The following is a 12,696-nucleotide window of genomic DNA, read 5'->3' as shown; positions in this document are numbered from 1 at the left end:
TTTGCTAATGAAGTTATTCTCTACAAATTTGAATTCCAGCATAATGTTTAAGTTAGGCCGGGAAATCAACTAAGGAAATTCTACGGCAGTCTCCAACTACCAAACCTCCGTCTTCTTCTCTAAAGTAAGCAAGGTGAGTGTCTTCTTCTAGGTTGATAAAACGAAAAACATCTTCATTAAAACCGTCTACAACAATCTCATTTACTCGATAGTTTGGGGGTAAAGTCGCTAATAAACCACAAAACACCTCCATCTAAAAGGACTTCCCCTCTCACAAGAGGGGATATTATATTTTATGTATTGTTATAATCTATCGATAGGTTAATATCTCGTTAAGAGAGATTTAATCATTGGAAACAGAAACTATGTAGCGAAGAAATCTATTTTACAGTAAAAATGGTTGGACATGACGTAAGTCACGACCAACCATTATATAGGATAAGTACGTAAGAGATTTTAAATTTTATTTTTAATCCCAATGAATTGCTTCTATTTTTTCAAGATCAAAAGAGATCGTTTCTATGCCATTTGAAAAAAAAGCGATACCTGTTTTTTTATTGATTGAAATTAGTTTTTCTACTGCGATTGGCACACCCCCAACAATAATTTGTTTAAGAGGATAATCTGGTGGAAGCTTAGATAACAATATACCTAAGTTCCCCTTTATATTTAGAAGTCTTTCTATGGAATCCTTTACATCTGATAGAACTTCAATCTGTTGAGCATCTACTTCTTTAATACTTTCCAGGCTAACTTTAACTTTTTCAAGTTGTCGATCTTGATTGTCTGATAACTGCAGTAAAAAACCTTGCTGTCTATTTAAGCTATCTTGTAGATAATTATATATATCGTCCTGCTGTGTTATTTGATGTTTAATTTCCTCAAATATTAATTCATCCATCTCCTCAGAAAGCTCCAGTTTCTCATTTACCTGATTATTAAAATGGTTTTGCTCTTTAAATTGACTTGAAAAAAGCTGATACTGATTGTTTTGAGTTTCAGATAAATTATTTAGAATTTCTTTTTGTTTATTAAATTGCTCGTTTATTTGTTTTACCATTTCTTCCAGATGAGTTGGAGATGTTAACTGTTCTTCTTTAGCAGAATATATTTTATGCAAAAGGTTCTGTTCTTCCAAATTTTTCGATACTATAGTAAAAAACCGCTTTTGTTCTGTTAGCACACTTTGAATGATTTCCAATTGCGTATCTGTCTTACTTCCATGTTGATGTAGTTGGCCTTTAATATCTTCTAAAGAACCGTTCTGTCTAATAGCAAAGTTGTTAAGAAAATTTCTTTGCCTATTCACACTTGCTTGTAGTTTTGTTAGTGCTCTCTCGAAATTGTTTGTTTTCTCGTTATTTACTTCGTTAAGTTCAGAATGGTTATTTAAAAGTACATTGATGGATTGAAGTGATTGCCCTAGGTTTTGTAATTGGTACTTGGATTCTTTTGAAGTTTGCGCAAAATTGAACAGTATCTTTTTGATATTGCCATAATCATATCTGTGATTAGTATTTAACTTATTAAGGACTGTGCTTTGATCACGTAATTCACGTAATATGGTTTTACTCGATTGGTCCAACTGTGAAATAGATTTCATTAAACGACGATTTACGACTATTTGTTCTTCTAGAAATTCTGCATGGTGATTGGTATAAAAATGTTTTTGGCTGTTACTTTTTGCCAAGGCATCAGAAACTAAATGGACCTTCGATTCTTTCACTTCTTCATACTCCTTTATACAGAAAGTCATTATGCCTTATTTTATGAACATTATTGTTATATGTGATGAATTAGGTTGTGTTGGTATAAACATATAAAAGGTGGTAATTGAATGTTGTATGCAGGTATTCCATCTCTTTCAGTTCCTATGGTGAGAATAATCACCGTAACTGGCAGGGGGGTAATAGAGGTTGGACCAAACTATGCTCAACTTCAAATAGAAGTAAGAACGCAAGGTAAAGAGGTACAACAACCCCAGGAAGAAAATGCACAAGTAATGAACCGGGTAATACAATCCTTATTGGCGTTAAATATTCCAAGGGAAAACATACAAACAGCAGCTTTTAATATCTTTCCACAATATGATTTTATAGACGGAAAACAGGTATTCAGAGGATATGAGGTGACGAATGCTATTACAGTAAAATTAGAGGATATTGAAAAAGTCGGCAGTGTAATCGATACTGCGGTGGCAAATGGGGCGAATAGTGTTTCTTCTATTCAGTTTGGTTTAGATAACCCCGAAGTTGTTTACCAACAGGCGCTTCAGAAAGCGCTTCAACATGCTCAAATTAATGCGCAAACAATTGCTCAGACGATGAAGCTCACATTATATCCACAACCAATTTCTATCGTGGAGGAGCACCAGCAAAATGGGCCAGAACTGTATAAAACACTCTCGATAGCTAGTTCGCAGATGGGAACACCTATTGAGCAAGGAAAAATTTCTGTAAGTGCAACCGTTACTGTCAAATTTCAGTATTAATAAATGAAAGACCAAAAATCCCCGTATGTTAGTTTATACACGGGGATTTTTGGTCGTACTAAATATTAAATTTGGAAACCCTAATTTGTAAGTCCTCGGCAAGATTTGCTAGAGAGACAGCTGCTGCTGTTACTTCTTCCATTGAGGCTAGCTGCTCTTCTGAAGCCGCAGCAACAGAAGATGAACTATCAAATGTTTCACTTGCTACTGTAGACATATTATTAGCATGGTTAGCAACATCTTTAACAATTATATGAATGTTATTTGTGATGGATGATATATCTCCAACTTGTTCTTTTACTTGTTCTACCGATGTCAGGATATCATGGAACGTTACTTCCGTGTGATGGGCAATTGTAAGCCCAGAGTCAACTTTTTCCTTTACTCCATTAATGGATGTTACTGTTTTCTTTGTCTCACTTTCAATTTCGGTAGCAATTTCGGAAATATCAGAGACCGATTTTCTCGTTTGTTCGGACAGTTTCCTCACTTCATCTGCAACTACTGCAAAGCCTTTACCCGCTTCACCAGCACGTGCTGCTTCAATGGCTGCATTTAGAGCAAGCAAATTCGTTTGGTCCGCGATGTCTGTAATAAGTTTGAGGATGTGCACAATGTCTTTAGAACGGTCATTGAGTGTGACAAGCGCCTGATCTGTTTCTAATACAGCATCATTTATTAATCTCATCTGTGCTACTGTATCTTGAACGAATGCAGAACCTTGCAAGGTTTTCTCATTAGTTGCAATCGTTATCTTCATTGTATCTTTTGCTTTTTCTGCAATTTGAGTAATTGCATTTGCGCTTTCCACTGCAGAGCGAGCAGATTCTTTTGCCATATTTGTTTGATACTCTGCTCCTTCAGAAACTTGTTGGATAGAAGAGGATATCAATTCAGTACCCTTCATCGTCTCATCTGCACTTGCCATTAGTTCTTCTGCAGAAGCGGCTACTTGATTGGAGCTATCAGAGACGTGCGTAATGACTTCTCTTAAATTCATAGTCATTTGTTCAAAGGACTTTTGCAGTGTTGCCACTTCATCCCGAGTTTTTACTTGTACAATATCGACAGCGAGATTCCCGTTGGCAATTTCCTCTGCATTCTTAGTAATGTCACGGATTGGCCGAACAATTCTATTGGTAAAGATAATCACCAAAGTGATACTACTAACTAACAACAGCACTACTAAAATAATGGAAATAGAAATAATACCATCAATTTTGGTTTGCAAATTGCTCTGCATAATCGAATATTCTGTAGTAATATTTCTTTTTAATTGGATCACGTCATTTATAAGTCCTTTTGTGCGCGTGGATTGCCGCTTAATCTCGGCAAGGTTTTGTTCCGTAATTGCTTGATTGGAATAACTTAATATTTCTTCATACTTTTTAGAGATATTAGTATTCAATTGTTTCTGTTCCGATGTTGTTAGGGAAGATGATAGTTCATCATTGATGGATTGAGTAGAAGCTAAATCGACCTCTATATCATTTTTATTGCTTTCTGATATATTTAACGAGTATACACTTAACGATTTTTGTAAGCTTTTTGCTGAACTATTTAACTCTTCGACTTTCACTAAAGCTTTTACAATTTCTTCTGTCGACGATTTTAATGCCGATAGTTGAATTATGTTATAGCCGATAATACAGGCGGATAGTAGCAACGGGATAATAGATATCATTAATATCTTCTGTTTAAGCTTCATATTCTAGTCACCTTATTTCTATTGTAGTATTGTTATAGAACCATTTGCGATATCTTCTTGTAGTTTAGCTATCCGATTTTTCTCAGCGGCCGATAATTCGATTACACGAATAGGTGCAATACTTACACCATTTTCCTTTATGCCTAGTATTTGATTTTTCTCAGATATTTTACCATCTTCGACTAGTTCTTGTATGGTATTGAAAATAGCAATGTCCACTTGTTTTAGCATAGAAGAGACAATCGAATTCTCCGCCAAGTAAAACTGATCGCTGTCTACTCCAAATGTATAGATGCCTAAGCGTTCAGATTCCTTTATAACGCCAACTCCTGTAAAGCCTGCAGCAGGGTAGATATAGTCAGCTTTGGCTGAAATCATTTCTTTTGCAATGCCTTCACCCAATTTATCATTGCCGAAGTCATTCGCGTATTCGGATAACACTACTGCCTCTGGATTTTCAGATTTTACACCTGCTGTAAAGCCTTTTTCAAATTTATGGATGAGCGGAACATCCTCACCTCCAACAAATCCAACAACATTACTTGTTGTTTTCATACCAGCTATTGCTCCTAACAAAAACGAGGCTTCCTCTTCTTTAAATGTTACGTTGTTGACATTGGGTAGGTCAGATTGAGCATCTATTAGTAAAAATGATGTTTCTGGATATTTCTTTGCAATCATTTCAAGGTCTTCTTGGACGGAAAATCCAAGGCCAATAATTAGATCGTTACCAGATTTCACTAGCTGCTCTATTCCTTTTGCATATGTCTCTGTTTCTTGGATTTCTTTATACTCAAATGAGATATTCAGCTCATCCCGTGCTTTTTCTAAGCCCGCAAACCCTAAATCAGAGAATGATTGATCTCCAAGCCCTGCATTCGAAAGCATAATCCCAATTTTTAATTGCTGATCCTCTAAAGTGGGTTCCTTCTCCGTGCATCCCGTAATAATTAATAAAGAGATAAATAATAATAAAATAATAAGACCTTTGTTCATACAGACACTCCTAATGATAAATAATTGATATTCTTGACTAATATCGTCTCATAATCAAGATACTTAAGCCGTTTTATGTACATTAATAATTCAGAAATTGAGGGTAGACCAATAAAAAAAGAGCCATTTGGCTCCTTTTTTGAGAAAGTATAAATTTGTTTTTATTGTTGATTCCAAACAACAAGTTTTGTCTCTGTCATTTCCTGAATTGCATATTTTATGCCCTCTTTACCAGTACCGCTATCTTTCACACCACCATATGGCATTTGGTCGACACGGTAGGTAGGGATATCATTAATCATGACACCCCCAACTTGTAGCTCTTTGGAGGCTTTAAAAGCAGTCGAAATATCATTTGTGAAAATACCAGCCTGAAGGCCAAAGTTGGAATTGTTAATAGCATCAATACCCTCATCTATAGAAGAGATGCGGTTTACTAAAACGATTGGAGCAAAAACTTCTTGGCAAGATACCTTAGAGTCTGCACCTACATTAGTTAAAATTGTAGGCAAGAAAATACCATTTTCTATCATGCCTCCAGAAATAACCTTAGATCCTTGTTCCACTGCTTCTTGTACCCAACTTAGCGCTCGTTCTTGTTCGTCCGGGTGAATCATAGCAGAAATATCTGTTGACTCATCTTCTGGATTTCCAATTACCAACTTGTTCGTTAAAGTAGAAAATTGCTCGATAAATTCATCATATACTTCATCCATTACATATGTGCGTTGTAAAGAAATACAAACCTGACCTTGGTTAGAGAATGCACCCATCACACATTTTGGAACAATTTGGGCTAAGTCTACATTTTTGTCGATTATCAATCCGGAATTAGAGCCTAGTTCAAGTGCTACTTTCTTCAATCCTGCTCTATCCCGAATCCCTTTTCCGACTGCAGGACTACCAGTAAAAGTAATCATTTTTACTTTATCACTTTTTATTAGGGCATCTCCAATTGTTTTTCCGCTACCTGTCACTACATTAAAGGCCCCCTTTGGCAATGCTGTTTGATCGATTAACTCCGCTAAAAAGAGTGCAGAAAGGGGAGTCTGTGAGGCAGGTTTCAGAACAATTGTATTACCCGCAGCAATGGCAGGCCCGACTTTATGTGCCACTAAATTTTGAGGAAAATTAAATGGTGTAATCGCACCAACTACTCCAATTGGCTGCTCAATAGTATAGCCAAAACGGTTCGCTCCATTTTGAGCAGCATCCATAGGAATCATTTCTCCAGTTAGTCGCTTAGCTTCCTCCGCGGCAAATTTATAAGTTTCTATAGTTCGGTCAATTTCCCCTAAAGCATACTTAATCGGTTTTGAAGCCTCTAAGGAAATAATTTCCGCAGCCTTTTGACGATGATCAATAAACAATTGTGCAATATGCTCTAAAACTGCAGCTCGTTCATATGCAGTTAAGGCAGTCATTTGTTTTCTTGCTTCATCTGCTATGTCAATTGCTATATCTACTTCCTGCAGAGTTGCTTGTGGAATCTGTGCTATTACTTCCTTCGTGTGAGGAGAGTGAAGCTCCTTATATTTATTTGAAGATACCCATTTACCATTCACATAATATTGCTTTTTCATCGAATCATCCTTTCAAAATTCTACTTTCTGTAGTTAATCCTTATAGATCTCATGATTCTAACTTTAACTTTACTATACCCATTTATAACAGTCATAAAAAAAGCTTGATGGATATCCATCAAGCGGTAACTAATATTATTATTAATCGTCAAAACGATCGTCGTCATTATCAAGCTCCGACTCTAGAATTTCTCCAGAGCTAGCATCGATTGTAAACTCAGCATTTCCTTTAGCAGTACGAAGTTCTAATTCATATTCATATCGACCATCATCAGATTCTAAACCGATTTCTACTAATGTACCTTCGAATTGTTTTTGAGCAATTTCAATTGCTTCAGCTTCTGTAATAAGTTTAGTATTTGCTGTTATATTATGCTGAACATCGTCGGCATCATCTTGGTTGTCGTTATCTTCTCTTACATTTAAGACCTTTGCGTTATAGGCATCTATTCGTACTTCGATTTCTTTTGACTTTTCTCCATTTATATCTACTTCATAAAATGTTTTTCCATTATTTTTTTCAAGATCTATACTTTCAATTGTGCCTTTAGCTTCGTTCAGTGCTACTTCTTTAGCTTTTTCGAAACCTATTAATTTTTCACTTTGCGTTTTACTAAGATTTAGATTGTCGTCATCTGCCAAAGCATTAATCCCAATTCCACCACTAATTATAAGTACAGCTGCTAATGAACCAATTACTAATTTTTTCATTTTATTGTCCTCCTATGTTTTGTTTGCCTTACATGTATTACTATATACAGCAAAAAAGAAAGGACGGGGAGCGGAAGGTTAAAATTTGGATAGAATTTAACATTATACTCATAAAAGGTTTGGATGAAATTCCGATTTCGCGAGTAATCACCAACATTCACTAAACTAAACATCTGCTGAACGACGGCATCGCAATAAAATAATTTTGTGTAGTAAATTTAACAAAAAAGAAAGGCTGGTAGCGGCTGTAGCCACACCAACCTTGTCTAACTAGTTCTCCCAATTTACGGATTTTACCTTACCCGTATATGCGTCGACTTCGACAACTGCTTCACGATCTTCTTCTTCTCCATTTTCAATCTCAACTTCTACTAAATAATAAGGTGGTTGACCAGTAGGTTGATGAAGTTCTGCTTCATCATCGGCGGTACCTTTTAAATGATCAGCAGCTATAGTAAGTGCTTCTTTCTCAGTGATGAGGATATTTTCAGTTGAAACAGGAGCTACTGGAGCCTGTGAAGAATCTATTATGGCACCATTATACGGATCCACTTTTAGATTAAATTCAACATTTTCCTTGTGCACAACGACTTCATAGTAAGGATTCTTTTCATTTATAAAAAGTACGGATTGAATCTCACCTTGAGTAGCAATTTTCTTTTTGATCTGCGCTTCCGTAAGTGTTTCAACAGCTAGGGGCACTTCCTCAGTAGCAATTTGTTTGAGGGAAAGAATAGTTCCATTGTTGGTATCCATGCTAATAGCATAAACTCCGTTTTCCATTTGCATGTCAATTTCATATTCGTTCTCCGATTTAGTCGTACGAATTATTTCGCCAGGGTATTTTGTAAGTGCTGCGGATTTCAATTCCTCTTCTGTAAGTGGCTTAGAAGAAAAAGGGGAAAGCCAAAGCACTCCAACTACTATCAAAATGATTAGCGTTACTCCTCCGATTATATAACCGTTCTTACTTATTTTCATCGTGTCTCACCTCATGGTTAAGTTTGTTGGCTATAGTATATAACGCAAAAGTAAGAATTTGGGGAGAGCAGCTATTTTTCTTTTGGCAGAAACAGCGTCACAGTTGTTCCTTGTTTTTCTTTACTGTTTATTTCAATTCGGGCACCGAGTGCATCGGTAATATCTTTTGCCATAGTTAAGCCGAGACCGGAACCACCTTGCTTACGACTTCGTGCCTGATCAACGCGATAAAATCGATCAAACACTTTAGGTAAATCCTCATAAGGAATGCCAACTCCTCTATCCTGAATTTGAATAGTCAAATCTTTATCTGTTTGACCTATACGAACAGTAATCTTACCATCACTGTATTTACGTGCATTGTCTAAGAAGATAAACAGTAATTGCTTTAGTTTTTGAATATCTGTGTAACCGACTGTTTGATGGTTACCTTCCATCTCTACTTCTCGCTGATAAGTAGTTTGGAACGTGGTTACTGTCTCTTGGACAAGCTGGGTAATATTAATCTGCTCTAATTGAATATTCCATGGCTCCTGCTTTGCTATCGACAATAGCTGTTCTGTCATTTCTCGCATTCGTATAGCTTCAGAGTGGATAGCATCAATGGATTCTTCAAATAAGTCAGGACGTTCTAAACCTCGACGCTTCAGTAAGTCTGCATAATTTTCGATAATAGTTAGGGGAGTCCGAAGTTCATGAGATGCATTGGAGACAAATTGCTCCTGCTTTTCGTAGTTCGTTTGGAGCAACTCCATCATGTGATTGAACGTTTTACCCATCTCGACTAGCTCACCTTCGTTAGTATCCTCTAACTTCAGTTGCTGAAATTGGCCACTTTTTTGAATTTCCTTCATTGTGTTAATCATTGTACGGATAGGTTGAATAATTAAATTGCTTAAAATTCGGCTAGAAATAAGGGTCGGTACAATTGCGATAACTGTAACAACGATTAAAATAATAGCTAAGAGGTGGATCATCTCATTAGTAGCAGCTATGCTTGTTGTCACTTGTATATTCACGACGGACCCGTCAATCCAAACAATAGGTACTGATACGAAAACATACGGTGAACCCTCATACGTTATCAACTTACTAACTTCTCCTGTGTAAAAGCTACTTACCCGCGCACCTAGTTTTTCTTCAGTAGGGGAGGTGAATTTACCATCACTTGTTAAATCCTCTTTTAACAATTGAATCATTCCGTCTACGGGTACGTTAGCGCGTAAAAGCTCTCTCGGCGCAATACGGTCAACTGCACCTCTAATATCGGTGACGACCCTTTCAACCTCGGCGTGCGTACGCTCGAGTTCATTTTCTTTTATCAAATGACTGAACACAAAATAGATAGAAGTGTTCATAATTAGGAGCAGCACGATAAATAATACCGACGTGTATAAGTTTATTTTATTGCGTAGCTTCATGTGGCTTCCTTCAGGACATATCCTACGCCTCTAACTGTATGAATGAGTGAAGCATCAAAATCTGTATCAATTTTTTTACGCAAATATCGGATATAAACGTCGACGATTTTTGTATCACCATAATAGTCATAGCCCCAGACAGCCTCTAGAATTTGTCCACGTTCTAACACTTGTCTTTGGTTTTTCAATAAATATAGAAGTAAATCATATTCCTTTGGTGTCAAACTGACGTTTAAATCATTTCTAATAACTTCCCTTGTTTTATCATTTAATCGTAAATCACTAACTTGAAGCCACTCTTCATCAAGCGGACTTGAAGCGGGTGTTGCTTGGCTCATCCTAAGCACAGCACGTATTCTAGCAAGTAATTCTTCCATTCTAAAAGGTTTTGTTATGTAGTCACTGGCACCAAGGTCAAGACCGGAAACCTTGTCCTCAATAGAGTCCTTGGCCGTCAATAATATAATTGGGACAGATGAATTTTTCCCTCGAATGCGTCGAAGTAATTCAATTCCGCTCATACCTGGCAACATTATATCTAATAATATCAAATCCCATTTTTGGGAAAGGAACATTTCAAAAGCTTCAATTCCATCCAATGCCTTACCTGTTTCATAGCCTTCATATTCTAATTCAATTTCGAGTAGCCTAACAATTTTTTCTTCATCTTCTACAATTAGAATAGATTCTTTAGACAAAATAATCCCACCTTTCGAATATTTATGTAATCCCATTATATCAATAATGGTTGACTAGTGAGAACGTAAGGGATTGCGCATCCTTAAACTAGAAGTATGAATAGCTTTTCACTTTTTATCTTTATCGTTGCTTAATGGTTTACTTGGGTAATAGGTGTTTGGTTTCAATCACCTGAAGGGTTTTATGGTTTATTTTCTTCCCATTGGTTTTTGCCATCCGTGTTCCATGGAGGGAAGCAGTACAAGCAGGTTCATATATAGGCCAAAAGCTTAAATGAATTGTTGCCTATTCATCATTTGCACTTATGTAATTATAAGTTTTCATCTATCTATAAACAGTTTAGACCCAAAGTTTAAGGGAATAATTAGTTAAGAATAAGTCTATGGAAAGTGAGGAGAATTATTTTGCAAATGTCTTATGAAGAGTGCATCAAGGCATGCCAGGAGTCTTTAGAGGCATGTAATAATTGTTTTCAAGCCTGCCTAGGTGAAGATCACGTACAAATGATGGTGGATTGTATTAAGCTAGATCGCGAATGTGCGGATATTTGCAGTTATGCTGTTCAGGCAATGACTCGTAATAGCCCATTCGTCCAGGAGATTTGTACTCTATGTGCTAAAATTTGTGAGGATTGTGCAAGAAGAGTGTGCAAAACACGACCATGAACATTGTAAAAGCTGTGCAGAGGCTTGCCGAACATGTGCTGAAGCTTGTCGTCAAATGACTGCATAAACATAGTATTCAACCCCTTCCGCTTCAAACGGAGGGGTTTTTATATGTATAAGTTTTAATCAGGTCCAATAGGGAAAAGATGAGGAGGAAAGTTCTAGAAGAGAGGATGATTGGTCATGAATAATAGTTTTCCACGTGAAGAAGGAATGGACCACAGTCTGAGTTTGTTAAGAGAAGGATATATGTACATTCCAAATAGAAAGAAAAGTTTCGCTTCCAACATATTTGAAACACGATTATTGGGACAAAGTGCAATTTGTATGAGTGGAGAAAAAGCAGCAGAATTATTTTATGATGAAGAAAAATTTATGAGAAATGGTGTAGCACCGAAACGTTTGCAAAAGACACTGTTTGGCGAAGAAGGGGTACAAACATTAGATGATGAAACACATCGACATCGTAAGTCGATGTTTATGTCATTGATGACAAAGGGCCGCCTTGAAGTATTACATGAGATTACTGAAGTACAATGGCAACTTGCTGCAAAGAAATGGGAGCAAGTGGAACAGATCATCTTATATGATGAGGCAAAAGAAATCATGTGTAGAGTAGCATGTGAATGGGGAGGAGTCTCGATTAAAGAAGAGGAATTTAAAGAAAAAGCGGAACAGCTAGCTGCCTTATTTGAATCTCCAACCGCTCTTGGCCCTCAGCATTGGAAGGGAAGACATGCCCGTAAACAGATAGAACAGTGGTTAGGTGGGTTAGTTAAACAAGTTCGCGATGGAAGTCTTAATCCGCCCGAAGGTACTGCTCTACGTGAAATCTCTTTGCACAAAGACTTAGAAGGTAAATGGTTAGATGAAAAAGTTGCTGCTGTTGAGGTAGCAAACATATTAAGGCCAATTGTGGCAATTGCCATTTATATTAACTTTACTGCATTAGCAATTCACCATTACCCAGAACAAAAAGAAAAACTGGAAACAGCAGGTGCTCAGTATTTTCAAATGTTTGTTCAAGAAGTAAGACGTTTTTATCCATTCTTTCCGATGGCTGCAGCTAAAGTTAGAAAAAACTTTGTTTGGGAAGGGTATTCATTTAAGGAAGGAACATTGACGTTACTTGACTTGTATGGAACAAATCATGATGCAGAATTGTGGGAAAATCCAGATGTATTTAATCCATATCGGTTTTCTGGATGGGATAAAAGCCCATTCGATTTTATACCGCAAGGTGGGGGAGATTATATGATGGGACACCGTTGTGCAGGGGAATTTGTGACTATTGAAATAATGGAAGTATCCCTAAATTATTTAGTTAATCATCTAACTTACCAACTTCCAGAACAAGATTTGAGTTATAGCCTAGTTAGTATGCCTAGTATCCCCAAAAGCGGGATTATCATGAAAAGTGTTCGAGTAAAATGAAGTAATC

Annotated in this window: 11 protein-coding genes and 1 pseudogene; 3 read left to right on the top strand and 9 right to left on the bottom strand. The window is 36.8% G+C overall.

Annotated features, from left to right (window positions below; translation table 11 throughout):
* Positions 1 to 52: 52 nt before the first annotated feature.
* Positions 53 to 253: a hypothetical protein gene (locus BM260_RS06315; protein ID WP_093536209.1), complete on the bottom strand. Its 201-nt coding sequence runs from the start codon at positions 251 to 253 to the stop codon at positions 53 to 55.
* A gap of 216 nt (positions 254 to 469) precedes the next feature.
* A complete protein-coding gene (locus tag BM260_RS06310; RefSeq protein ID WP_093536207.1) occupies positions 470 to 1,726 on the bottom strand; it encodes a coiled-coil domain-containing protein in 1,257 nt (418 codons plus the stop codon).
* Between the two features lie 111 nt (positions 1,727 to 1,837).
* Here BM260_RS06310 and BM260_RS06305 point away from each other — a divergent pair, with 111 nt between their 5' ends.
* Positions 1,838 to 2,491: an SIMPL domain-containing protein gene (locus tag BM260_RS06305; protein WP_093536205.1), complete on the top strand. Its 654-nt coding sequence runs from the start codon at positions 1,838 to 1,840 to the stop codon at positions 2,489 to 2,491.
* A gap of 58 nt (positions 2,492 to 2,549) precedes the next feature.
* Here the strand turns inward: BM260_RS06305 and BM260_RS06300 are convergent, their stop codons facing one another.
* From BM260_RS06300 to BM260_RS06270, 7 genes are all read right to left on the bottom strand, one after another.
* Entirely contained in the window at positions 2,550 to 4,199 is a 1,650-nt protein-coding gene (locus BM260_RS06300) for a methyl-accepting chemotaxis protein (RefSeq protein WP_093536203.1), read from the bottom strand.
* 18 nt (positions 4,200 to 4,217) lie between these two features.
* Entirely contained in the window at positions 4,218 to 5,195 is a 978-nt protein-coding gene (locus tag BM260_RS06295; RefSeq protein WP_093536201.1) for a BMP family lipoprotein, read from the bottom strand.
* A gap of 161 nt (positions 5,196 to 5,356) precedes the next feature.
* On the bottom strand, positions 5,357 to 6,778 hold the full coding sequence (locus BM260_RS06290) for an aldehyde dehydrogenase family protein (protein ID WP_093536199.1): 1,422 nt from the start codon (positions 6,776 to 6,778) through the stop codon (positions 5,357 to 5,359).
* Positions 6,779 to 6,919: 141 nt separating this feature from the next.
* Entirely contained in the window at positions 6,920 to 7,489 is a 570-nt protein-coding gene (locus BM260_RS06285; protein ID WP_093536197.1) for a PepSY domain-containing protein, read from the bottom strand.
* A gap of 270 nt (positions 7,490 to 7,759) precedes the next feature.
* Complete coding sequence (locus tag BM260_RS06280; RefSeq protein WP_093536195.1) at positions 7,760 to 8,470, bottom strand: PepSY domain-containing protein; 711 nt, start codon at positions 8,468 to 8,470, stop codon at positions 7,760 to 7,762.
* Positions 8,471 to 8,541: 71 nt separating this feature from the next.
* Positions 8,542 to 9,891 (bottom strand): sensor histidine kinase, encoded by a 1,350-nt coding sequence (locus BM260_RS06275; RefSeq protein ID WP_093536193.1) that lies wholly within the window; start codon positions 9,889 to 9,891, stop codon positions 8,542 to 8,544.
* A complete protein-coding gene (locus BM260_RS06270; protein WP_175496215.1) occupies positions 9,888 to 10,589 on the bottom strand; it encodes a response regulator transcription factor in 702 nt (233 codons plus the stop codon). Before BM260_RS06270 ends, BM260_RS06275 begins: the two co-directional genes overlap by 4 nt.
* A gap of 411 nt (positions 10,590 to 11,000) precedes the next feature.
* Here BM260_RS06270 and BM260_RS06265 point away from each other — a divergent pair.
* Positions 11,001 to 11,322, top strand: a pseudogene (locus BM260_RS06265) (four-helix bundle copper-binding protein).
* 116 nt (positions 11,323 to 11,438) lie between these two features.
* Positions 11,439 to 12,689: a cytochrome P450 gene (locus tag BM260_RS06260; RefSeq protein ID WP_093536189.1), complete on the top strand. Its 1,251-nt coding sequence runs from the start codon at positions 11,439 to 11,441 to the stop codon at positions 12,687 to 12,689.
* Positions 12,690 to 12,696: the final 7 nt, after the last annotated feature.

The organism is Psychrobacillus psychrotolerans, assembly GCF_900115805.1.
Classification (GTDB): Bacteria; Bacillota; Bacilli; order Bacillales_A; family Planococcaceae; genus Psychrobacillus; species Psychrobacillus psychrotolerans.
The sequence above is the reverse complement of the archived record's forward strand: the minus strand, read 5'-3'. Positions and strand labels throughout refer to the sequence as shown.